The sequence below is a fragment of the Acinetobacter sp. YH12126 genome (genome assembly GCF_013418745.1).
GTDB classification, from domain to species: Bacteria; Pseudomonadota; Gammaproteobacteria; order Pseudomonadales; family Moraxellaceae; genus Acinetobacter; species Acinetobacter amyesii.
Map to the genome: position 1 here is coordinate 270,838 of NZ_VPBM01000002.1, position 23,946 is coordinate 294,783.

General features: G+C 37.8%; 18 protein-coding genes, 2 tRNA genes and 1 pseudogene. 7 read left to right on the forward strand and 14 right to left on the reverse strand.

Annotated elements, in window-relative coordinates; genetic code table 11:
* Positions 1–82 precede the first annotated feature (82 nt).
* The gene (locus tag FTU62_RS17580; RefSeq protein ID WP_180101587.1) at positions 83–799 is read left to right on the forward strand and encodes a hypothetical protein; all 717 of its coding nucleotides are present in this window, start codon (positions 83–85) and stop codon (positions 797–799) included.
* 203 nt (positions 800–1,002) lie between these two features.
* Here FTU62_RS17580 and FTU62_RS01360 read toward each other — a convergent pair whose 3' ends face one another.
* On the reverse strand, positions 1,003–2,883 hold the full coding sequence (locus FTU62_RS01360) for a potassium transporter Kup (protein ID WP_078193161.1): 1,881 nt from the start codon (positions 2,881–2,883) through the stop codon (positions 1,003–1,005).
* A 122-nt stretch (positions 2,884–3,005) separates the two neighbouring features.
* Between FTU62_RS01360 and FTU62_RS01365 the strand changes: the two genes are divergently transcribed.
* From FTU62_RS01365 to FTU62_RS01375, 3 genes are all read left to right on the forward strand, one after another.
* Positions 3,006–3,096: transfer RNA gene (locus tag FTU62_RS01365), tRNA-Ser, on the forward strand.
* 428 nt (positions 3,097–3,524) lie between these two features.
* Positions 3,525–3,752: a hypothetical protein gene (locus FTU62_RS01370; protein WP_078190515.1), complete on the forward strand. Its 228-nt coding sequence runs from the start codon at positions 3,525–3,527 to the stop codon at positions 3,750–3,752.
* Positions 3,753–3,942: 190 nt separating this feature from the next.
* Positions 3,943–4,018, forward strand: a tRNA-Thr gene (locus FTU62_RS01375).
* A gap of 51 nt (positions 4,019–4,069) precedes the next feature.
* Here the strand turns inward: FTU62_RS01375 and FTU62_RS01380 are convergent.
* The 3 genes from FTU62_RS01380 to FTU62_RS01390 form a co-directional block, all read right to left on the reverse strand.
* Positions 4,070–4,897: a cyclopropane-fatty-acyl-phospholipid synthase family protein gene (locus FTU62_RS01380; RefSeq protein ID WP_180101589.1), complete on the reverse strand. Its 828-nt coding sequence runs from the start codon at positions 4,895–4,897 to the stop codon at positions 4,070–4,072.
* Between the two features lies 1 nt (position 4,898).
* Entirely contained in the window at positions 4,899–6,197 is a 1,299-nt protein-coding gene (locus FTU62_RS01385; RefSeq protein WP_180101591.1) for an FAD-dependent oxidoreductase, read from the reverse strand.
* A 430-nt stretch (positions 6,198–6,627) separates the two neighbouring features.
* Positions 6,628–7,506, reverse strand: a complete 879-nt coding sequence (locus FTU62_RS01390; RefSeq protein WP_180101593.1) for a pirin family protein — start codon at positions 7,504–7,506, stop codon at positions 6,628–6,630.
* A gap of 328 nt (positions 7,507–7,834) precedes the next feature.
* Between FTU62_RS01390 and ycaC the strand changes: the two genes are divergently transcribed.
* Together ycaC and FTU62_RS01400 are read left to right on the forward strand one after the other, a co-directional pair.
* Positions 7,835–8,461 (forward strand): isochorismate family cysteine hydrolase YcaC, encoded by a 627-nt coding sequence (gene ycaC / locus FTU62_RS01395; RefSeq protein WP_078193174.1) that lies wholly within the window; start codon positions 7,835–7,837, stop codon positions 8,459–8,461.
* Between the two features lie 107 nt (positions 8,462–8,568).
* Positions 8,569–9,492, forward strand: coding sequence for a LysR substrate-binding domain-containing protein (locus FTU62_RS01400; RefSeq protein WP_180101595.1), 924 nt, complete (start codon positions 8,569–8,571; stop codon positions 9,490–9,492).
* Positions 9,493–9,559: 67 nt separating this feature from the next.
* Here the strand turns inward: FTU62_RS01400 and ahpC are convergent, their stop codons facing one another.
* A complete protein-coding gene (gene ahpC / locus FTU62_RS01405) occupies positions 9,560–10,123 on the reverse strand; it encodes an alkyl hydroperoxide reductase subunit C (RefSeq protein ID WP_078190520.1) in 564 nt (187 codons plus the stop codon).
* A 162-nt stretch (positions 10,124–10,285) separates the two neighbouring features.
* Positions 10,286–10,924 (reverse strand): annotated as a pseudogene (locus FTU62_RS01410) (TetR/AcrR family transcriptional regulator).
* Positions 10,925–11,056: 132 nt separating this feature from the next.
* On the opposite strand from FTU62_RS01410, the gene FTU62_RS01415 reads away from it, so the two are divergent.
* The gene (locus FTU62_RS01415; protein ID WP_168378960.1) at positions 11,057–11,521 is read left to right on the forward strand and encodes a hotdog fold domain-containing protein; all 465 of its coding nucleotides are present in this window, start codon (positions 11,057–11,059) and stop codon (positions 11,519–11,521) included.
* Positions 11,522–11,643: 122 nt separating this feature from the next.
* Here FTU62_RS01415 and ssb read toward each other — a convergent pair whose 3' ends face one another.
* The 8 genes from ssb to FTU62_RS01455 form a co-directional block, all read right to left on the reverse strand.
* The gene (gene ssb / locus FTU62_RS01420) at positions 11,644–12,222 is read right to left on the reverse strand and encodes a single-stranded DNA-binding protein (protein ID WP_180025068.1); all 579 of its coding nucleotides are present in this window, start codon (positions 12,220–12,222) and stop codon (positions 11,644–11,646) included.
* A 308-nt stretch (positions 12,223–12,530) separates the two neighbouring features.
* A complete protein-coding gene (locus FTU62_RS01425; protein WP_180101597.1) occupies positions 12,531–13,688 on the reverse strand; it encodes a hypothetical protein in 1,158 nt (385 codons plus the stop codon).
* Positions 13,689–14,573: 885 nt separating this feature from the next.
* Entirely contained in the window at positions 14,574–16,649 is a 2,076-nt protein-coding gene (locus tag FTU62_RS01430) for an ATP-binding protein (protein WP_180101599.1), read from the reverse strand.
* Positions 16,646–18,007, reverse strand: coding sequence for an SIR2 family protein (locus tag FTU62_RS01435; RefSeq protein ID WP_180101601.1), 1,362 nt, complete (start codon positions 18,005–18,007; stop codon positions 16,646–16,648). Before FTU62_RS01435 ends, FTU62_RS01430 begins: the two co-directional genes overlap by 4 nt.
* An 18-nt stretch (positions 18,008–18,025) precedes the next feature.
* Positions 18,026–18,940 (reverse strand): GIY-YIG nuclease family protein, encoded by a 915-nt coding sequence (locus FTU62_RS01440; RefSeq protein WP_180101603.1) that lies wholly within the window; start codon positions 18,938–18,940, stop codon positions 18,026–18,028.
* A 4-nt stretch (positions 18,941–18,944) separates the two neighbouring features.
* Complete coding sequence (locus FTU62_RS01445) at positions 18,945–19,232, reverse strand: hypothetical protein (RefSeq protein WP_180101605.1); 288 nt, start codon at positions 19,230–19,232, stop codon at positions 18,945–18,947.
* Positions 19,233–19,235: 3 nt separating this feature from the next.
* A complete protein-coding gene (locus tag FTU62_RS01450) occupies positions 19,236–21,167 on the reverse strand; it encodes a DEAD/DEAH box helicase (protein WP_180101607.1) in 1,932 nt (643 codons plus the stop codon).
* Between the two features lie 7 nt (positions 21,168–21,174).
* The gene (locus tag FTU62_RS01455; protein ID WP_180101609.1) at positions 21,175–23,859 is read right to left on the reverse strand and encodes a DNA methyltransferase; all 2,685 of its coding nucleotides are present in this window, start codon (positions 23,857–23,859) and stop codon (positions 21,175–21,177) included.
* Between the last annotated feature and the right edge of the window lie 87 nt (positions 23,860–23,946).

The following is a 23,946-nucleotide window of genomic DNA, read 5'->3' on the forward strand; positions in this document are numbered from 1 at the left end:
GCGTATGTTTCATTGAATTCGCCTCAAGAATTATGACAAGGTAAAAATACAAAAAATTGCGATAAAAATATACGGAGTGATTATGCATTCTAAAATTTTAGGTTTAGGTTTAATTTCAGGTTTAATGAGCGCAGCAGCATTTGCAGAGCCGCCGATTCAACCCGGTGATACATTAGAAAGCTTATCTAAAGTCAAAATTGTGACCACCGTGAATGGTCAACCTGGTTCCATTCAGGACTTAGTTTCAAGTGGCCAAGTTCAATTGGTTGAAGCTCCTGCCGGACAAGTCAATGCCGCTGCAACAGAACAGCCCTTAAACCCTGAACAGGCTCAGGCAAACCAAATCGATCCGAATGCCCCTGCAGTCCCTGCAAATGCTGAACAAGCCGTGACTGAAGCGGAAAATGCACTCGCAAATGAACAACAAAGTGTAGCTGCTGCACCTACAGAGCAGTCCGTTCCAACTGAACAAACGGCAGTGGTCAATACACCTGAAGCCGTTATAACTGAAGCACCTGTGGAAACAGCACAGCAAGCACCTGAAGCCGTAGCAACGGATGCCAATGCTGCGCCAGTCATTGCCTCTTCTGCAGAAGCGCCAGTGAATGCCGATAGCGCATCGGCTGCATTGCCTGAAGCTCCTCAAGGACAACAAGATGCTTTTATGGCAGCACCTGAGACTCAAAGTGTAAATCCTGCAGATGCATCAATTCAAGCCAACCCAGAAGCACCTGTTGCTGACGAAGCCATCCAAGCTGCGCCTGAAGCCTCTGCAGATGTAGACGCGACAATCAACTAATCAGCGTATTTTCAAGGATGAAATAACGCAACATCTTCATTCTGTTGTTTTGCTCGCATACTCCTCCCAGGAAAAAGCAACAGAATGATCTCTATGTCTTTGGACTAAAAAAGTTTAATTATTACAGATAAAAAAAAGCCAGAATTGATCTGGCTTTTTCGTGTCTAACTTTTAAATCTATGCCTAAAAGTTCAATCTACGTCTTAAATTTCAATCTGACTGCCCAACTCAACCACACGGTTGGTTGGAATTTGATAAAAATCGCTGACTGGACTGGTATTTCGCTGCATAGAGATAAACAGCTTTTCTCGCCAAGGTGCCATGCCTTCACCCAAGGTATGAATAATACGGTCTCTGGAAATAAAGAAACTGATTTGCATTAGATCAAATTCAAAGCCCAATTCACGATACGCATGCTCCAAAGCGGCAGGAATATTCGGCTGATCTTTAAACCCATAAAACATCGTGATTCGATAGAATCGATCATCTAGTTTTTCCGTGATCACCCGCTCATTTTCGGGTACAAATGGCACATCTCGGGTGTTGACCGTAACCATAATATTGCGTTCATGCAGAACTTTGTTGTGCTTAATATTATGCAACATGGCATGAGGCACGATCTCAGGCGTTCCTGTCAAGAATACGGCATCACCTGGAACAAACTTGGTTTCACTACCCATGCTGACACTGCGAATAAACAGGTCAATAGGCAAAGCATCTTTACCGAGTCGATTGAGCACCAATGCCCGACCATCTTTCCACGTCATTAAAATCGTAAACAATACCGCACCAATCAGGATTGGAACCCAACCGCCCGCTGCGATTTTTAATGATGTCGATGCAACAAAGATCAAATCAATCAATAAAAATGGCACTGCAAATATTGCCACTTTCCAAACGGGCCAACGCCATAAACCATAAGCCAAAACTGAGATCAAAATCGTACCGCAGAGCATGGTCATGGTCACAGCTACGCCATACGCACTGGCCAAATTCGCACTGTTTTCAAACAGCAAGATCAAGATCAGCACCGAGATAAATAATGCCCAGTTAATAAATGGTAAATAAATCTGACCACGTTCAACTTCAGAGGTATGTTTCACTGTCAAACGCGGCAAATAACGCAATTGAATCGCCTGATTGACCATAGAGAATACCCCTGTGATCACCGCTTGAGAGGCAATCACCGCGGCCGCTGTTGCCAAAGCAATCATTGGATACAATGCCCATTCAGGAATCAGCATATAGAATGGATTGGCTAAAGCTTCAGGATTACGCAGTAGCAAGGCACCTTGGCCCGCATAGTTCAACAGCAAGCACGGCATCACCACAATAAACCATGCCAAGCGGATTGGGAGTCGGCCAAAATGGCCCATATCGGCATAGATTGCCTCACCACCCGTCATCGTCAAGATGACCGCACCCATGGTTAAAAACGCAACATAGGGCTGCTGTACCACAAAATTGAAAGCCCAATGCGGACTGATCATGGTCAACACAAATGGCGTTTGCGAAATACTCCATAGTCCAAAACCGCCAATGGATAAAAACCACATGAGCGTCAAGGGACCAAAGAATTTACCCATCGTGCCTGTGCCATGGCGTTGCACTAAGAATAGCCCCGCTAAAATACCAATCGATAAGGGTTGCAGCCATTGGTTAAACATCGGCGTCGCAATACTTAAGCCTTCAATCGCGGATAACACAGAGATTGCGGGGGTAATGATCCCATCACCAAAGAACAAAGATGCCCCAATAAAGCCAAGGGCGATCAGGTAGATTTTTTTGTTTTCGGCAATTCGTGTGGTTCGTAGATTCAAGGCCAACAGCGACATAATACCGCCCTCGCCATTGTTATCTGCGCGCATAATGATGCTGACGTATTTAAAACTAATCGTCAGCATGATGCACCAGAAAATCAGGGACAGAATACCCAGCACAGACGCTTCGCTAATCGCCAAGTGTGCTGTGAGGAAACATTGGCGCAGCGCATATAACGGGCTCGTCCCAATGTCTCCGAATACTACGCCCAAAGCTGCCAAGGTGATGGCAGGCAATGCGGCTTTTTGTGCAGTACTTTGCATATAATTGTCTTCAATTTAGACAGGATTTTTGCGAATCATAGCACCGCTCAAGATGTTTTTGTCTAATTCAATTGTTTCTCTTGGCAGAATATATTTTTTTCGCTATTATCCACCGCGCAAAAGGTGAAGTGTCCGAGTGGCTGAAGGAGCACGCCTGGAAAGTGTGTAAACGTTTATAGCGTTTCGAGGGTTCGAATCCCTCTTTCACCGCCAGAATAAACTGCAATGCCAAGCAGAATGAAGGTCTAAATTGATAAAATTTAGGCCTTTTTTAATTTTATTGTTCTCAATATTAAATATTCCCCTAATTGATCTTCTATTTGTTTAGCTCAATAACTTCACAGTATTTAAGTCCTGATTTATGGATTTAATTCACACGTTTTTTTCCTAATGCACGACTTATGGATTTTTTATTGGCAGCAAGAAAGACACGTTTATTTACAAATACAAATTTTATATTCTAAAGACAATTACTTAAGCCTATGCTAAAAATAAATCATCCTCTCAATATAGGTGCTATTCAAAAAATTATTCATTAATTTAAACATCATAGAACTGAAACGCGATTGCGGTACTTTTAACTTGATCAACGAAAAACTTAAAAAATACCTTTCATATATCACTGCTATTCGGGAGAGAACATGAATAACAGCCAGAATTATGTTAAGCAGATCAAGAACGCCAAACGTGGTGGCTATACCCCAACCCTTGCCAAAGACATCAATAAACATAAAATTCAAAAAGCACAGCGTCTGATTGACGAATGGCGAAAGCTCGCCAATGAACTCCGCCCCCAAATGCAACTGGAGATGGCATATACACTTGAAGAATGCGCACAGGATCTAGACCAAATTTTAAGAATGAAATAGCACCCAACGTTCATCTATCCTACTTTTTCGCCCACATCTTGTGGGTGAAACATTGCCTAATTTTATTTCTCTGGTTTTTAGAGCCAAACATCGGTCAAATGCTGAATAAATCAAACGTATAAATTACATTCGATTTGCTGTTTTTTTAACTTGCACCACTTCAAAAAATCTGTAGAATGCATTCCACAACGCCGGCATAGCTCAGTTGGTAGAGCAACTGACTTGTAATCAGTAGGTCCACAGTTCGAATCCGTGTGCCGGCACCATTTCTTAGCCTCGCTTTTTAGTGAGGCTTTGATGTTTTTAGAGCCGCTCTTTTATGGCTTCCTCGCGCTAATCTGCACATAACGAATCAGCCCATCTCGATACAACTTCTCGCACAATTTTGCCGTCATCTTGATTTTGAATTGATCCACATGACTCAGGCTCGTCTGACTTTGTTGTTCTTGAATATAATCGGCAAAACCCTGAAATACGAATTCGCTGATATCTTCGATCTGGATATTTTCGAAACCTGCCTGTTGCACTTGGTGTTGTAAATTTTGTTTTGAATTTAAATTTTTAAAATTCACATCTGCTGCTTTCAGCAGACTTTGATATTTCAGTCGCTGTAATGAATTTAAATTCAAAAACGCATCGGATAACATTAAATAGTGAAAAGCAAAGCGCCCTTTTGAATTCAAAACATCAACGACTGGTAAAAGCAATGAATTCAAATCACTATGATAAGCAGCATCAATACACAGTACGGCATCCATACAGTTTTGTGGATAAATATTTTTTAAATTCAAAAATGAATCTTGTTGTATTTTGATTTTTGAATTTAAATTTTTTTGGATTTTTTCCACACATTCGGTTTGCAATTCGACTGCGGATAAGTTTTGAATTTGAAAATGTTCCATCCAAAAAACCAAGCTCGCGCCCTGCCCACAACCAAGGTCTAAAACACGATCTGTAGATTTTAATTGAATGGATTCGGCAAGATGTAAAGCGAGTTTTTGACAGGCTGCAGGATAGGATGATTTTGCATCATCCCAATAGCCCAAATTGCTCCAAGCAAGCTCCGCATCATCTCCGAGTAGTCGACTGTTAATCGCATATTTATGGCTAGGAATATAATGACGAATTGATTGAAGCCATTTCATGTTAGTAACCGAGTTGAGGGGCAACCTCCACTTTAGGTTTTAAACCTACAAACGGCAATGGTGCACCAAAAATTTCTGCAATATGCATAGCAGACGTTACCGCAGATTCTAAAATCGGCAGACCGTCACAAGACCATGAGCCACAGAAGAAGACTTTACGCTCAGGCGATAAATGTCGTTGCTGTAACTCTTTATTCAGCGCCACGGTATGAGAATCCACCACTGCGCGTGTCAAACTAACCGAAGAGATCACTTTTTTAGGATCAATCGGTGTCACTGGCTGCCAAGTTTGGAACACTGGAGTTTTACCCACCAAGCTCGGCTCGATTGAGTTCAGCCACACGGTAAATTGCTGACGAGTAAATTTACGATCCATCATATAACTTAGTACAGACCAATCTTTACGCTTCGGCGGCATCACGGTTTGATCGGTGTGAATCACCAACTGACCTTGCTCAAATTTAAATTTCTTTAAGAGCTCAATATCATCAGCAAACTGGGTTGGATCTAAAAATTCTTCCGTTTTGGTGGTTGGTGTCGCAACAACCACACGATCGAATAGATGATGTGCTCCGGCCTCAGTTTCCACCAAGACTTTATCGTCTTGCTGGTGCACTTTGGTAATTGCCGTACCACTTTGAATATTTAAACCTTCAATCAGTTTATCAACCAACGCAGGTGTACCACCTTGGATTCGCAGCAAGGCATCACCATTGGTCAATTGACGCAAGAAAATCAATAGTGGTTTCGCAGGCCATTCCCCAATCGTTTTCGGGTTACAGGTGCAAATGGTATACAACACAGGCATGACCGCACCATGCCAAAATACTTCTTCAATTTCATTTTTATTAATGAACTCGGCAAGCGTGATGTCCTGATTTTTTGATTTAAAAAATCGAGTGATCGCGGCTTTGAGTTGCAACATTCCTTTGACTAAACGCCAGCCATATTGTTGTAAGCCTTTACGATTATTAATAATTGGGAAATTACCAATACGGCTACGACTAGTGGTCAACCACGTTTCTGTACGATCTTCAAATAGCCAACTGCATGCCATATAGGTACGGACTGGGAAAGTTTTAATCCCTAAATGGGTCGCCAAACTTAAGGTATTTTTCCAGAGGTGTGGATTCATCACACGCAAAGGGGCATCGATCAAGCCACCTTCAAACTCAGTGCTGTGGCTATCCATACCACGACCAGGCAGAGCTTCGAAAATTGTAATGTTATGCCCTGCGTCTTTAAGAATTCTTGCGGTAGCCAGCCCAGCCATGCCACTACCGATGACTGCAATTTCCAATTTTCTTTTCCATCTATAAAACACAGTTTAAAAGTATGACTGATCAGAAGTTAAAAATAGCTATTAAAAAATACCAGATTCGCACTTTTTGTATGGATTTCAGTACAGCCGTTTTTAAGTTAAATTTACAAATATTTACAGTCAAAAATCACACAATTTAAGCTTTGTTTTTTAAACATATTTTTCTTTAAAATTTTAATTACTCTATAAAACCAAACAATTAAATTAACCATTTTTATAACTTTCGGTTTACTTTAAAGCCAAGTCTCGCTAAGATGCGCCACATAAGAAAGTGATAAATTCATCACAATTTATAAAAAGTAAAATGATATTTAAATCATGACAACTATAAATACTACAGCGCTTAATAAAAAAGCCTCTGACTGTTCAGAGGCTTTTTTTTCGGCTATTTCAATGTCATGAATTTCGCTTAAGCTTCATGCGCCACTGCAATTTCACCAAATTTTCCGTTATTGAAATCATCAAAGGCTTGAATGATTTCAGCTTTGCTATTCATCACAAATGGGCCATAACCTTGAATCGGCTCATTTAGTGGCTCACCGCTAAGCAACAAAAATTGTGTGTCCTGCAACGCTTGTAGCTGAATGGCGATATCGTCTTTGGCAAACATGACCATCGAACTGTCTTGCACTTTATGGCTTTCATTCACCACAACCTCACCCTTCAAGACCACCAAAATGGTGTTATGCCCTTCAGGTACATGTAAGGTGGTTTCATATTGAGCTTTTAACTCACCATCCCACACATTCACTGGACTAAAGGTCTGTGCTAGCCCAAGGTGACCACCCATTTCACCGGCAATCACCCGAATATGCCCTGCACCTTCATCCATGTCTATGCGTGGAATATCTTGGCGCGTGATCGCTTGATAACGAGGCTGAGTCATTTTGTCTTTTGCCGGTAAATTCACCCACAATTGAACCATCTCAAAAAGACCACCTGCTTGAGCAAATTCAGGCGAATGAAATTCTTCATGTACCAAACCCGAACCTGCGGTCATCCATTGCACATCGCCCGTTTGAATTGTGCCACCACCACCACTTGAGTCTTTATGAGTCACTTCACCGCTGTAGGCGATAGTCACGGTTTCAAAACCACGATGTGGATGTGAACCCACGCCATGCTGTGCAGTGGTGGGATCGAACTGATAAGGTGCCGCATAATCCAAAAGCAAAAATGGGCTAATCGCCTGACCTAGACGATCATAGGAAAATAAGCTTTTGACTGGAAAACCATCGCCCACCCAGTGCATTTGCTGATTACGATAAACACCAATTACTTTTTTCATTTCTTAGCTCCTATATTCATACGATAGGATGAACATAGCGCTAATTTTAAACTTTGAAATACTTACTGACCATCATCCAGATAGCATTCTATATCTCAAATATAGAACAATAATCAGTAATACAATCTAAAATTTACTCAAAAACAAGCATTGATTTGAAAAATATAGGGGTTTAAGTCATATTCAACAATAAATTATCCCAATTTTATGATTGTTTTTCTCATTTAAACCCATTCCATTATCCCATTTGTATAGCTATGCTAAATCGAGTTAACACGCAGACTTCATCTGATCCTGCGTACTTGCAAACAGGAAAGAGGACAATAAAATGGGCAAACCTTACGTTCGTTTAGACAAAGACAATGCCGCGGTACTTTTAGTTGACCATCAAACAGGTCTACTTTCATTGGTTCGCGATATTGATCCAGATAAATTTAAAAATAATGTGCTTGCACTGGCTGCAGCTGCTAAATATTTTAATCTTCCAACAATTCTCACCACCAGTTTTGAACAAGGTCCAAACGGGCCATTGGTTCCAGAACTCAAAGAAATGTTCCCTGACGCACCTTATATTGCACGACCAGGTCAAATTAATGCTTGGGATAATGAAGATTTTGTGAAAGCAGTCAAAGCAACCGGCAAAAAACAATTGATTATTGCCGGTGTAGTGACTGAGGTTTGTGTGGCATTCCCAACCTTGTCTGCTTTAGAAGAAGACTTTGACGTCTTTGTGGTGACCGATGCTTCAGGTACTTTCAACCATTTAACCCGCGACTCAGCGTGGGAACGTATGACGCAAGCGGGTGCACAGCTCATGACGTGGTTTGGTACCGCGTGTGAATTACACCGTGACTGGCGTAATGATATTGAAGGTTTAGGTGCGCTTTTCGGCAACCATATTCCAGACTACCGTAACCTCATCAACAGCTATACGCAAAATACTGAAAAGAAATAATCCTCCAGTAGTAAAAAGCGGCTTCGAGCCGCTTTTTTTATACCTGATGTATAAATTGACGTATGATAATTGGAATTGAAATAATTTTTCACTGCATAAGGTGATCCATGCATTCATTTGATGACTATTACTACTTTTACTTGGTGGTGAAACATGGCGGTTTTAGCGCTGCAAGTGAAGCATCGAATATTACAAAATCAAAATTAAGCCGACGCATTTTAGATCTTGAAGCCAAATATAATGTCACCCTTATTCAGCGTTCTACCCGACACTTTAAGGTCACGACATTAGGCCAAGAATTGTATGAAGAATGCATAAAAGTGATCGAACAAGTCGAATGTGCGCATCAGGTGCTCTTGAAGCAAAAAAGTGAACTTGAAGGCTTGGTTAAAATTAGCTGTCCACCAGTCATGATGGAACATCAAATTCGCCCCTTGTTAAATCAGTTTTTAAAAGATCATCCCAAAGTTCAGGTCGAACTCGAGCTGTCTAGCCGCCGTGTGGATGTCTTACATGACGACATTGATTTGGCGATTCGCACCAATTTTAGTAAGAATGAAGACTCGAGTATTATTGTACGTGACGTGATTAAAACCGTGCATTGCTTAGTGATTAGTCCTGAACTTTTACAAGGACGCGAGTTAAAGCATATTACCGAATTGACAGAATTTCCGAGTATCGTTTTGGGCACTCAGAAAAACCGCTATCAATGGCATTTGCATCATACGGGACAGCAAGAACAGATTGAAATTGCCTTACAGCCTCGGATTAAAAGCAATGACTTAGCCGGTACTTATTATGCAGTACTCGATGGTTTAGGCATTGCAGACTTACCCTATTTAACCGTGCAAGCAGATATTGAGGCAGGTCGTTTAATTCACCTCTTCCCCGAATGGTGCTCAAATGTCGGTACGGTGCAATTGGTATATGCTTCGCGCAAAGGTCAACGCCTAGTCATGGAAAGATTAATTGACTATTTAGTCGATGGAGTTCGTGGCTATGCTCCAGAACATGATGGCTATTTAGTCTAATGATCTAAACCACAAAAAAGCCAGAACTGAGTTCTGGCTTTTTTAAATCTACGGTTGGATCACCAAATTAGATTTTACCCACTAGGTCGATCGATGGTGCAAGCGTCGCTTCACCTTCTTTCCATTTTGCAGGACATACTTCACCTGGGTGTGCATGTACATATTGAGCAGCTTTTACTTTACGCATCAATTCAGAAGCATCACGACCAATACCACCTGCATTGATTTCAACGATTTGGATTTTACCTTCAGGGTCAATTACGAAAGTACCACGGTCAGCAAGACCATCCGCTTCAATTAAAACATCAAAGTTTTTCGCAAGTGTCCAAGTTGGATCGCCAACCATTGGGTATTCGATTTTCTTAATTTCTTCAGAAGAATCGTGCCAAGCTTTATGCGTGAAGTGTGTATCAGTAGATACTGAATAAATTTCTACGCCCATTTTTTTGAATTCAGCATAGTGATCAGCAAGATCGCCTAATTCTGTTGGACATACAAAAGTAAAGTCAGCAGGATAGAAAAACACCACAGACCATTTACCGTAGAAGTCTTTTTCTGAAACTTCAATAAATTGACCGTCTTGGTAAGCGGTAGCGTTAAATGGTTTTACTTCAGTATTAATTAAACTCATTTGATATTCCTCTAACTCATTTCAGGGATTGCTTATCTGTTGAAGCTAGAATACGACTTATCAAATCATAGGTAAAACCGAACTTTTTTATAAAAACTATCGGATTTTTAGATTTATTATTTAAATCAATCTTTACCTTTCCATCGAGCAAACCAATCAATTTCAATGAGAGCAAGGCTTTATATCCATACAGAGGGCCTGCCAAGCAGCCTGTGTAAACTGTTGTTTATAGTGTGATGGTGGCGTTTTGACTTTATGCGATAACCATGCCCGACAATAATTTTCCGTTGCCCCTAAGACCAAAGACATCATTAATTCTTTGGGTAGATGCTCGATCAAATGCCAATCGGATTGTGCGGTCAACCAATCCAGCAGCGCGGTATTGCGTTGTAGATTATGTTGTTTTAACTCGGCTTGTAGCGTTTCCTTACGCATACTAAACCCTGCAGCATATAAGAATTCTGCAAAATCAGGATAGGCTTCGACTCAGTCTATATACGAGCACAAAATGGCTTGAATGCCTTCCTGCAGCGATTGGGCCTGTGTCAAGGCGTCTGCCCTTTTCGCAAATTGATCTTGCAATGCCGCAAAATACAATGCTGCTACTAAACCATCTTTATTTTTAAAATGATGGTAAATCGCTCCAACACTGGTCTCTGCACGGTCTCGTACATGTTCAATCGTCGTCGTTTCAATCCCTTGTTCTACAAAACATGCAAGGGCTTCTCCTAAGATCTGCCTTTTAAGTTCCGCTCTGCGACCACTGTAAATTCGTTGCAATAATGCTTGATTTGACGACATCGATACTTTCCTTTGCTCGGGTCATTTTAAAATAATGTTGGCTTTTTTTAATAGCTGTGACGTCATTTACGCCACTAACAGAATATTATTCTGCATTAGAATTATATTCTGAATAATGAAGGATAATTAAGCATGAGCCAAGCATTAAAATTATGGAAGACCTTCCAAAACAAACCCGCAGGGAAATGGACTTTTTCTAAATTGCTGTGTTTAAAAGCACCGTATTTCAGCAGTATTTCGCCTGTTTTTGATGAATTAAAGCCCCAATACTGTGAACTACATATTAAAAAACAGCGCAGTGTGTTGAATCATATTGGCACTGTCCACGCGATTGCCATGTGTAATATGGCCGAATTGGCTGGCGGTACCATGACGGATGTAACCGTTCCGAGCAGCCATCGTTGGATTCCCAAAGGCATGACTGTGGAATATTTGAAAAAAGCCGATACAGATTTAACGGCCATTGCCACGCCTGTCGATGCTAATTTTACGTGGAATGCAGGGAGTGATTATTTGGTGAATGTCGTGGTGAACAACACGCGTAATGAAGCCGTTTTTAAAGCCGTAATTACCATGTGGGTTTCTGAAAAAAAATAAGTCGTCGACTCAATTGCAAAATGAAACTGATCTTTCAAGATGAGACCTGCGAAAAAAACCCTCAAGATTGAGGGCTTTTTTTGATGATGATCTACCGTTTTAAACGCTGTGTTTAAGGTTCATTAGAACGGTAAGTCATCATCTAAATCTGCTGCTGCAGGAGCCGGTGTCGGTGCAGGCTGTTGTTTTGGCGCAAAACCACCTGGGTTGTTATTGCCATAGCTATTGCCTTGAGCTGGTTGGTTATTGCCATAACCGCCTTGGTTTGAGCTATTACCGTAGCCACCTTGGTTTTGGTTATTGTTATAACCACCTTGTTGATTATTAAAACGAGGCTGACCAAAATCACCGCCTTGACCTTGTTCGCCTTGTTGGCGATTATTGTCAAGCATTTGCATTTGTTCACCACGAATTTCAGTCGTGTAACGCTCTTGACCGCCTTGATCTGTCCACTGACGAGTACGTAATGAACCTTCAATATACACTTTAGAACCTTTGCGCAAATATTGCTGTGCAATTTCACCTAAGCGGTTATGTAACACAATACGGTGCCATTCTGTTTGCTCTTTACGTTCACCTGTATTTTTATCTGTCCATGAATCACTCGTTGCAATTGAGAACTGAGTGAGAGAACCACCATTTGGGAAAGTTTTTGTTTCAGGGTCACGACCCAAAGTACCAACTAAGATGACATTGCTCACTAATGTTTACTATAACTACTTTTTAATTCATATTTATCAATTAATTAAAATGATTTTTTAAAATTTAACTCTATCTTGAATTACTAACAATAAAGAATACTTTTTCGACATATAAATTTTTATAGATTTTACGAATGTATGATTTTAGCTAATTTTGAATTAGCTAAAATCTTGTAAAGGCTAGCTTGTGACTATAGATATAGAAATGTTGTTCATCATCCTATAAAGCATGAATACAGTACTTATTAGTCAAGAACAAAATCACACTAAAAAATGATCAATTAATCTAATCGATCAAACCCCATAACTTACAAACTTCTTGAATCTTCTGAATCATTAAATTTTATTATTGGCAATATATTTAGATTATGTTCATTTAATAACATCGTGAATTTTACTGATTCACCATTATTAGTTTCTGAATCATTAAGAACTGCCTGCTCTTTCAACTTTAAATACATTTGCTCAAAGCAATTTAGATAGCCCATAAGTTCAACTAGGATATCAAAGTAAAACATTTCGCTATAACCAAGAGTATCATCAAAGCACATTCCATTATCATAAGCATTTTTTACACAAAGAGAATTTAATAGTCCTGCCATTTCTTGGGTAGTGTAACTATGTTGCATAAGGCGTTTGATTTCCTCAAATCCTTCTTTGCTATTACGCCACTTATTTACCAAGTAAATATGTGACATTTTTTTTTCAATTACTGATTTTTCCGAGATTGGTCCACTTGAAATCCCCCCTCTAGTATGAGGAAGATAATAAAACAACTTGAATAAAGCCTCTCTCATTACATTTATAGAATCTTGGATGACTTCATCCTCACCAAAATACTTCTTGTCTGTATAATATTCACATACAACCTGCATAATCAAAATATCAAGCAAAACCATGAAATTTTCTTTGGTTTCTAAAACAGGATGCTTTATATCTCCAAAGGATAAAGGGTGTATAGTAATCTCACCTTTATAGTTATGTTCAGGAACTCTGGATAATTGCTTGAGGTAATGAGAAAACAGATCAGCAAAACGTCCAGTTAAGCCTGATGCTACGATATCAGAGTGATTTAAACGACCACTCACTAACTTTTTGTAAAATACCTCAAACAAACGGAAAGTACCGTCTTTGTTGTACTCAATGAACCGATTAAATAGTTCATTGTTTTGATACTTAATCATATCAACGAGGTGATTTGTGAAATGCAGTAACATCTTTTCGATATCAAGCTTAAATTCCCTTAAATCCTCATGTGTAACCACATCAGAACCAAAAGTATTCTGCATTAAATCAAGAAACTCTAATGGACTTAAGCCTTTCACTAAATGGGGTATAAATTTCGCTTTATTTGTCGGATCCATACTCTGACCACCAACAAATATCTTGGCATTCGAAGCTAATATTGAATCAATTAATGCAGATTTTTGATGATATTTTTCAATTGTTAATGCACCGATCCCCATAAGACACCTAATCTAATTTTCAACAAATTTATTTGAACAGTTAGTTTGATAAAACAGTAACAGAATCACTATGAAAAAGTTTTTAAAATGACAATATTGAGCTTTAAATCAAATAAATTATCTAATCGAAAGTCACAAATACTAACTCTATGCCACATTGTAGTTTCATATCACTATAGCTAGCACACTACAGTCATTACAACTTAAAAACGCAACGCATTTTTTTAATTTTTTGTTACAAAAAAAATCCGATATATGCTTATAAATAATACATCTAAACTGCAAAATGAGTTCTATCTAAATAAAAAATTTACTTAATGGCTTTAGAAAAAATAGAAACGTTGACCTCGATAAAGACTCGTGATGGCTTAATTGTAACTAATAAAGTAGTTGCCTCATTAAATGGAAACACAGAGACTTACTATTTTTCATATATTATTAATGAAAAAAGGCAAGTTGTGATTTCTGAGGACGTACGTTCAGACCTCAAAAATCTCAAAATAGAGAGCGTCGTAATCGACTTTTTAACAACCCCTTTTGTTTTAGATAAAATAGCACCCATCTGACAGATATTACATCTTCCGCAGATGGGCTATTCCAGAAAGCGTTATATGCGTACTCATATGTATTTGAAGAGGCTGTCTTGGATTATTTAAATCTCCACTCCTCTTTCACCTAAGTATTAAACATTTATCGTACAAAATATTTTGTTATGCGTTACAGAGACCATCATTGAAGGTGGCTGTATTATTAAACTCAATACTATTTTCTAAATTCAATCTCTTTCGTAAGCTTATTGTATTGATAATCCATTATCTGCCTGCGTATTCTTATTTAAATGAACAGGCGTTGGACACCTGTTCTTATTTTACTTGGACCCAGTATTTAAATCTGCTGCCAATCATCAGCTATCTCTTTCCAATCTACACAACGGGTAACGTTATTTCCATCCTTATCTTGTCCAGTCCATACATTCCAGTAATCAGGATCATCTGATCTAGGTCTATGTTCAGCTGAAAGATGATTCATTTGAACCAATACGGGTAATTCCGAAGCCCAACCAAGTAGTATTGCATTTCTAGAAGGTAACGAGGGTAAATCTCTCAATAATCCGCGAAGATTATCAGGCACCAATTTGTGTATCAGCTCTTGATCTCGTTCATTACTAATTCGATGAAGCAAAAAACTATTACATTGAGAAAGAACAGTAGGTGAAAGTTCGCTAGGTCTTTGTGATGAAAGCATCATACCTAATCCAAATTTACGACCTTCACGAGCAATTTTTTCAAAAACTTGACAACAAATAGAAGAAGAATTTTGATGCTCGACATCATCTTTGTATCTTTTCACAAAAGTATGAGCCTCCTCCATAACCAATACTGTAGGTAAGACTTGCCCATGATTCATTCGACGATATCTTTGTAACGATTCCAATGTCATTCGAGCTATAGTGGCTGCAATGATATGTGAAATTTCTGCTGGAACTAATGAAAGGTCAATAACTGTAACTGTTCCATTTGAAGAATTGTTATCCCCGATATAATTAGAAAGCCAACCATCCAAAGACATTTCTTCTGCACCGTCAATCTGACTTGTTAAAACTTTCATTCGAGTATCTGAGAGAAGAGTCTTAATTCTCATTTGCATAGTATCAATATATTCTGAGACACCTAGCAATTCGGCATTTCCTTCAATACTTTTTAATAAATTTTCACCAGAAAATGGTCTTGGAATATCAGCATCTATGGGCAATGCATCCATTGCACTACCACCAAATGAGGTATAGGCAATTTTTAGTAATTGTAAGAAGTCATTAATCTCAGTTCTCTCAAAGTCAAATTGTGCATATTGAGCTGAACGCGCTTGTTCAAAGTGGGTTATCTTATCTTTAATTTCTGTTAAACAAGTTTGTTGATTACCATCAAATACATCTTGATCAGTAATTCCAATTTTCCATTTTTTTAACTTTTCAAAAAAATTCTTGGGTTTGGGAAAGTTTCCCCAAGGTGAACCTGAGTTAATCTCGATTTGGGTAATGCTAATGAGTGTTCTTAAATATTGTTTCATTTCTTGATGAGCAGATTGCTCAATATTAAAAACACCTTCCCGAACCGAACGTAAGGCCTGAATTAATGTAGGACGTTGAGTTTTAGGACTTGCCTGAGTAAAAGAAACCCATTCAGAACTATTCCAAAGCCATAACGGAACTTGAAGTTGCTGTATGTCTTCATCTTTGGGTTCTACAGAAAAGATTCGAACGTTTTCTTTGTCTTTAAAAGTTTCTGAATACTCGCCATTAGGATCTAATATGATAAATCGGGCATTTGGCTGACTATGTCTAACTTTTTCTGCTGCATCAAGTGACCAGCGAATCAAACCAGCTACAGAACAAGATTTACCACTTCCAGTATTACCTAATACTGCTAAATGACGACCAAAAAGACGATCTGGATCAATCATCACTTTTGCACCATTTGCCAATGGACTGGTACCAATACAAACTCTTCGATTATCACCAGATTCAACTATATCTTGTAATTGATGTTGAGTTGGCAAAATAACAGGTGTTCCCACTGTGGGGTAGCTTTCTACACCTCTTTGAAATTTATAATAAACCCTATCATTTTCTTCTTTGTCGTAAATCAAACAACCCAAAGGATTTAAGCTCATTTTCCGCAAAGGATATGGTAAATCAACTAAACCAAAATCTTGCATTCCTTTTCTTTTTGGATATTGTGAGCGTTCTATCGTTATCCATTCAATTTGACCAACTAAATATCCGCAATCACTAGCTATAAGAACATATCCATTAACTTTGGGAAATGCTCTTGGTGTGCCTGTGTTTAATGCAGTGCCTTCTGGGGCTTCAATATCAAGTAGAACTTTGATTTCACTTGGTGAAACAAAATCCACAGTCCCTATTCTTAGTGAATCAGTATAAGCTAATGGAGAAATACTCATAATGTAATACCTCCATTAATTTTATCTAAATTTTCTGAAATAATGGATTCTTGATTTGAAGGCAATCTTTGTTTTAAAAGTTCACTCATCCGAGAAGTGGTTTTATCAATTGCGGCTTTAGGTAAATAGTATTGTGTTAAGTTTGTGAGATCTGCTAGTGCAGGACCTATAAGTAAACTAATTTGAGAATTACGTCCCAACTCCTCATATAATTTCATGATTCTTCCCATATTGTCATCATAAGAAATAATGACCAAATGGGTCGATGGGATCGTTAACATATCTCGAATAACTCTATTGATATGATCATCACCGAAACTATAGCCATATGTAACTAGAGTGCTATTAGGACGACAAATAGCAGCAGCCAGATCACGGAATAATTCAACATAAGGATAATTTGCCGTTTCTTGATCTTTTGCTGAATTTGGGTAAATCATTAATTCATGTGGGGTCATATCATCATAACCTGCCACTTCAAGAAATGGATCTATTGATTTTGCTCCAAATGGCAAACCAATACGCCGAATATCTTTATTTACTTGTATCCAATCTACTGATCCGTGAAGTTTTGTATATCGAACAACTCCTTCAAGGTAACGAGGTTCTCCACGGATACCAGGAGGATTATAATGCATGTCTAAATCTAAACGAGATGACCTAAAAATAGGCATTAAATTGCCTAAAAATCTATCAAGTAAGTGAATACCTGCTAATTCTGAACCAGCTTCGATAAGTCGATCATAGTTCGTTGTAAAAATATTTAACCTATCTCGTACACCAGTACGACTAGCAAAGCTCATTAGAAATGTAACTAAGATATTGAAAGCATTTTCTCTTTTTTCAAAGTTTGCTGTGGCAATACCATTTTCACTAACCAATATTGAATTAGCAAAGCCTTGCATTGCTATTTCTAATTCTTTTTTAAGGGCAATAGCTTTATCATCATTCAAAATTTCTAGCCCACGGAGCAATTCATTTGCTACACGTAATTGATCTTCTAGGTTACCATTTTTACGACCAGTCGCTTCAGATGATTTTTTTGCCGCCTGATTTACTTCGTCGTTGAAATTATTAAGTGTTAAAGCATTCATACCCGTAGCAGCTTTATCTGCTGCTAAATAATGAACTGCATGGGTTAAACCAGAACCCGCAAGCAAAGAAAGATGCTCAGATTGAAATAGAGCCGTTAGCCATGGTTCAATTCTTGTGCGAAGTTCTTTATAAGAAAATGATTCATTAGGATTGAGCCAAGAGCACTCAATATCTTCACATAAAGAAAATCTAGAAGAATCAGTAGAATCCTGTTGAAACTTTATTGGTGAATGATCATCCCGAACTTTAATAATATTAGTCATATATCCCTTTAAATTTAATTATCTTAATTCAATTGCTTTCGTAAACTTATTGTATCGATAATTCATAATTTGCCCATTTACCAATAATTCGACAGCTTGCTGAATTACTTCTAAAGGTGCAATAAACCACTCTTTAGGTTGATGATTTTTACCATGTTTGTCTGTGACCAATAGATCAAGGCAAGATTCACCAAAAAAGGCATGTAGGTAATATTCAAATTTTTGAGGATTAATATTGAAAGCTTGATATTCAGCAATGACTTCAACATCAGCCATCAAATAAGTAGGCTCTTTTTTTGCATTCGCAATACGTTTATCAACAGTTGTTGTTGCAAAACCAATTTTATAAAGATGATCATATGATTGGATACGTGGATCTGTACTTTTAGATTTCAGAATATAAATATAACCTGTCGATGTATCGTCTTCAGTGATACCGCCAAAATTAGTATAAAAGTTAGAGTTTTCTTGTTCGTTGGTCTCTGAAATAATGCGTCCATCTTTATACAATGCTTTGGCTAATGAACGGTAAAGCATGGTTGATTCGGTTCCATTCTCAAAGATAGTACGTGTTCGACCATCTTTGCGGAAACGTTTACCCTCAACAGTTTTGGCTTCTGACGTAAAATTAATATCGGCAAGATAAACCAGCAAGCCGTTTAAAACATAGTAATTACCTTCAACCAGTTGATAACCTTTATCATTAAAAGGCAATAATTTACGTTTACCCTCCCGAAGCTCTCGATGAACATCTTTAAATAAATGTTCAAATTGATCAAAGTCCTTACATCGCTTACGTTTAGCAACTTCATCAGCAGCTGCACGTTGGACAGGTATATGCTTAATTTTAAAGATGTCACCATCCTTACCGTCATCTAGCAAACCTAGATCATCATCATTAAAAATATCTTCTAGTGATTTTATCTCTGACATATTTTTAATCCTGATGTTGTGGGAGCAAATTATGTTCATCATAATCAGCCAAAGCCATATATTGCTCTGGATTGGACTTAATGGCTTCTAAACGGCTCGCAAGCATAAATTCCGAAATGTTTGTCATATTCTTAGCAGGTACACGCCCATTCTGTGTCACAAAGCTATTAATCTCATTAAATTTAGAGACCAATTGTTCATCAGCAGTAAGAGCTGCCGTCTTTTTCTTAACTTTTAAAAGCCCCAAGTCATCATCGGCAATCATATTGTGAAGCCAGTTAAAATCTTCCACCTATTACACCCCAGCTCGTCTACGTTGCTCACGAATATAGATCAAACATTCAGCTAATCGTTTCTCAATTAAGTTACTTGATTCTAGACTAGGCTCACGATCAAATTGAATTCTAAAGTCTTTAAGTTTAGGCCATAGCTCAATTGCTTCTTCCTGAGTCATACTAATCTTAGTTGCTTCAATTGCTTCCTTAATCAATTTTAGTACATTGACTGTGACTTCTTTTGATAGGATTTCAAACGCTTTTTGGAATGGATTCACAGATTGAATTAAATCAATATTCAGGTCTTCGATATTGATAAATTTATCCGCCATACGAATAAATTTTTTATCACCAACTTCTTTGACTTCTGCTGTGCTAATCACTGAGTCAACGACTAAATATTGACTCACTTCTTCAAGTTCAGCTTTCGTTAAGTTAGGATATTTTGTTTGGATAATCTTAGGGATAAGGACTTTATTCACCACTTCAGGCTCAACCTTACCTGCTGAACCTGCAATCACTTTAGCATCTTGAAGAATCGCTGCTTTTAGGTCCACAAGATCATTTTCAATAATAGCCTTTGTTTTTGCTGTACTTGGTTCTTTAAAACCTTTGATCGTAAGCGTACCTGATGGAACAATATCCTCATCATCACGTTTGGTTTTAAATTTGAAGTTTGGTGCGAGTATTTGTTCCATTAATAAAGATGCAGTAATTGCTTTTAGCATATTGTTTACTGCAAATTTAACTTCAGTATCCTGTGCATCAGGTTGAGCAATAAGATTAGTAAATTGCGCATGTGATTTGTTCGAGCTATCTCGTGTACAACGTCCCACAATCTGCACAATTTCAGTTAAAGAGCCACGATAACCAATCGTTAAAGCATGTTCACAGAATTGCCAGTCAAAGCCTTCCTTCGCCATGCCTAGGGCGATGATGAGATCAAGATCATCTACGGTTTTAATGTTACGTAGATATTCAACAACTTTATCACGACCATCTTCTTCAACAAGGTCCGCTATTTTTAAAATCTTACCATCTGCACGTTTTACGGTGATAATTCCAGTATCAGGATCTTTAGCGACAAATTCACCAATGATTTCGAGGATCGCATCCACCTCATCATATTTATCTTTGGTTGATTCACCTGAATTTACGTTTGGAATATGAATGATGGTTTTTTTATCGGTATCTAGTACTTCTGCAATTGCAATAACGCCTTCATCATCTTTTGCAAAGTAACGTCCTTTATAGAAGTGATAACCAATGCCTAATGACTTTAAATAGCTATAGCCATTAAGTTGCTCGTAATAGTTAAAAGAAACTTTATCAAACTTCGCTTCATCTTCAGGCGTAAGTACAGGAACGCTATCGCCACGGAAGTATGAACCTGTCATCGCAACAATATGAGCCGAGGTATTGTCCATTAAAGATTTAAGAACAGTACCTAGAATATTGTCAGCATCAGCTGAAACATGATGGAATTCATCAATTGCCACTAATGTATTATCAAATACATGATCTTCAAGCTCTTCAAAGGCAAATCTTAGTGTTGCATGAGTACATACTAAAATTTGATCTGTACCTTCCATAAAGCGTTTAAAGGCTTTTACTTTGCTTTTATCACCACCAGCAGTACATAAGTTGTTTTCAGGTTTGATATTCCAATCTGCAAAAAAACCACTTTCGCTCAGCTTTGTGCTAGCAAATGAACCACCAATAGAGCGTTCAGGTACAGCTACAATAACTTTGCTCAACCCTTGGTTGTGTATCTTGTCTAAACCCAAAAACATTAATGCACGAGATTTACCTGATGCGGGTGGGGCCTTTAAGAGTAAATACTGACTATTACGAGATTCGAAGGCACGAGCTTGCATAGCTCGCATCCCCATATTATTGATTGAGGTGCTTTCCCCAGTTTGTTGATAATTTACTTCTACTAAATTTTTCATTTTTATCTCAATTTAACATTGTTTCGTAGTAGTGGAATAATCGCTCTAGACGCTCTTCATCTGTCTTAAACTCGCTTGATTTATATAGTTTTTCTACTAACAAATCATTCTCTATATGAGCTTGTTTTAAGTCCAAAGGCATTTTTTCAGGATCATAAAGTTGAGCCAAACTCAAATGTGAATAGGATTCACGCACAGCCAGTATTTTAAAAGCAGATTCATTTAACTTGAAAATCGCTGCTTTCATAAGTTTTGGCACAGGAAAAGTGTTATAGCAAATCGCTGATGTATAGCGAATATCTGTTCTTAGTCTTCCTGCTAATGTTTTAGTCCATACCATGTGCATTCTTGATTGAAGTAACGCAAAAACATACGGTTCAGGATCATGCACGATACTTGCAGAATTACTTACAATCACAGATATATCACTAAAACCCATAGGAATATATTCTCTACGTTCCGAAGAAACGGTAGGAATAATAATTTGAGACTGTTGAGGTTGATTAATCCATGCAAATTTATGAGGACGTGAAATAGCTGTTTGCGCCCGTGTCCCAGCGTTACTTCTAAATTCCTTAACTGCATCAATTCGTTCTTTTAGTAAGGGGATTGCCAATGCTTTCTCTAATTCATTATCTTCAATCCATAGGCAGTATCTTTCAATTCCGTTAATGAATTCGTTAGAACCTGTATAGTTACGAACAAATGGCTTAACCCTTTCGTCAGCTAAGATTAATTTTGCTTTTTCCTCACTAGAAAGAATTAAATTCCCCCCATCCAACGCGCCACTTCCATCTGAAATTTTAGGCAGTTTTGAAAGTGGGACACGCCTTTTAGCTACTATGACATTTGAGCTATCAATAAGATAAGAGTTAATATTCTTGACTACTGATTTAGATAAATTATTTATAAGAGTTTTGGTTTTAATAGCGTCTTTATGCTGTAACCCAATAATAACGCAGGTAACCCCTGCATTAGATCTTGCATTATTTGACCACTTGAAGGATTGGTGAGCAAAGCAAATATCCACACTACGTTTATAAATTTCGGGCCACAAGAGTTCTACTTGTACCCCTTGGCAAATGGAATTAGTCGATACAAATCCAACCTTACAATTTTCATTAATATAATCACTTGCTAGCATAAACCAACAAGCAATGTAGTCTAAAAATTTATAATTCGATACTTCATTGAAAATCCTTTCCATATCCTTTTTTTGTTTTTGATCTTGCATCTTGAAACCCATATAAGGAGGATTACTCAAGATATAGATTTCAGAATCAGCGTTATTACAAACCGATTTCCAATTAATTTGTAGAGAATTACCTTGAACAATATTTCCAGAATCTCTTAATGGAAGTAAAGCCTTAGATTCCCCAAATTCATCTTTAAAGACAATATTCATTTGATGTTCTGTCAGCCATAAAGACAAAATCGCAATTTCATGAGCAAAATCATCAATTTCTATTCCATAAAATTGAGAAACTTGAATCACTGAAAATGGTTTTGAAAATTGCCCTGTTTTTTCTAGTTCTAACTCCTGAATACGTTTCAAAATCTCCATTTCAAACTTGCGAAGCTCTTTATACGCAATAATAAGGAAGTTACCTGAACCACAAGCAGGGTCAAAAATTTTAAGTTGACCTAAACGTTGCTGTAATTTTAATAGTTTATTAATACTGTCTTGGTTTCTCTCTAATTCTTCATAAAGATCATTTAAAAGTAAAGGTTCAATCACCTTCATAATGTTGGGAACTGAAGTGTAATGCTGTCCCATCGTACTACGCTGTTCAGTATGAACAACCGCTTGGAACATAGAACCAAAAATATCAGGGTTAATATCAGACCAATCTAATTCAGCACCACACTCAATCAAAATCCTACGTGATTTACGTGTGAATTTTGGTACTTGAATATCATCTTTAAACAAACCGCCATTTACATACGGAAAATCTGCTAAATAGTCAGGTAAATCTGCTTCACGATCTTCAGCCGATTGGTTTAAGACTTTAAATAATCGACTAATTAAAGCTGATAAATCTGATCCATCTTCATTACTCTTGGATATTGCCGAAGTGAACTGTTTGTCCTTAAAAATTTCGGTATCTTCAGCAAAATAACAAAATAAAAGTCGAGATAAGAAAATATTGAGTTGATGTAAGTTATCTTTATTATTTAAGTCATTTTCATCAAAATTATCGGCTTTAATTTCGTCAAATAGCTTTGCTAGTTTTTCAGCAGCCTTAACATCCGCAGGGTTTTCACCCTGATATACAGCTTTTTCCATGCCTGCCCAAGGCAAGAAAAAATCAAATTTCTTCGCTAAGTCAGCGAAAGGAACATCTAATGGATCATTTGTTTTTGTATCAATGGCTAAAATAGTTTTAAAGTCGGTCACAATCAAGAAACGAATTTTGTTGGTTTCAGTTCGCTTCTCTTTCTTCATTTCATCGATAAGAACATGTAGATCTTGTTGTCTTGCGATCTTAAAATAAAGCTGACGCTTCCAAAAAACGGAATTCTCTTTATCTTCAGCTAAATTTCGCTCACCTGAACGTACACGCCACACAGACTGACTACGATGACCATAAGCTAAAAGCAATTCATAGATAAAATCTTGTTGATTTAACTCATTTTGAGTAATTTTACTGATGATCTGTTTAACAGTTTCTTCGATTTGGACGATATTCATTTGTATAGATGACCGAGTTAAAGCTAATAATTAGTTTATAGAAACAGTAGTTTAAATGAAATAAATCCTCTTATCCCTACGACATAA

Coding starts and splice junctions, on each gene's coding strand:
- ahpC (WP_078190520.1), bottom strand. CDS start 10,123: ATGAGTTTAATTAATACTGAAGTAAAACCATTTAACGCTACCGCTTAC.
- FTU62_RS17580 (WP_180101587.1), top strand. CDS start 83: ATGCATTCTAAAATTTTAGGTTTAGGTTTAATTTCAGGTTTAATGAGC.
- FTU62_RS01450 (WP_180101607.1), bottom strand. CDS start 21,167: ATGAAAAATTTAGTAGAAGTAAATTATCAACAAACTGGGGAAAGCACC.
- FTU62_RS01425 (WP_180101597.1), bottom strand. CDS start 13,688: ATGGGGATCGGTGCATTAACAATTGAAAAATATCATCAAAAATCTGCA.
- FTU62_RS01430 (WP_180101599.1), bottom strand. CDS start 16,649: ATGAGTATTTCTCCATTAGCTTATACTGATTCACTAAGAATAGGGACT.
- FTU62_RS01360 (WP_078193161.1), bottom strand. CDS start 2,883: ATGCAAAGTACTGCACAAAAAGCCGCATTGCCTGCCATCACCTTGGCA.
- FTU62_RS01415 (WP_168378960.1), top strand. CDS start 11,057: ATGAGCCAAGCATTAAAATTATGGAAGACCTTCCAAAACAAACCCGCA.
- FTU62_RS01380 (WP_180101589.1), bottom strand. CDS start 4,897: ATGAAATGGCTTCAATCAATTCGTCATTATATTCCTAGCCATAAATAT.
- ycaC (WP_078193174.1), top strand. CDS start 7,835: ATGGGCAAACCTTACGTTCGTTTAGACAAAGACAATGCCGCGGTACTT.
- FTU62_RS01440 (WP_180101603.1), bottom strand. CDS start 18,940: ATGTCAGAGATAAAATCACTAGAAGATATTTTTAATGATGATGATCTA.
- FTU62_RS01400 (WP_180101595.1), top strand. CDS start 8,569: ATGCATTCATTTGATGACTATTACTACTTTTACTTGGTGGTGAAACAT.
- FTU62_RS01435 (WP_180101601.1), bottom strand. CDS start 18,007: ATGACTAATATTATTAAAGTTCGGGATGATCATTCACCAATAAAGTTT.
- FTU62_RS01370 (WP_078190515.1), top strand. CDS start 3,525: ATGAATAACAGCCAGAATTATGTTAAGCAGATCAAGAACGCCAAACGT.
- FTU62_RS01390 (WP_180101593.1), bottom strand. CDS start 7,506: ATGAAAAAAGTAATTGGTGTTTATCGTAATCAGCAAATGCACTGGGTG.
- FTU62_RS01455 (WP_180101609.1), bottom strand. CDS start 23,859: ATGAATATCGTCCAAATCGAAGAAACTGTTAAACAGATCATCAGTAAA.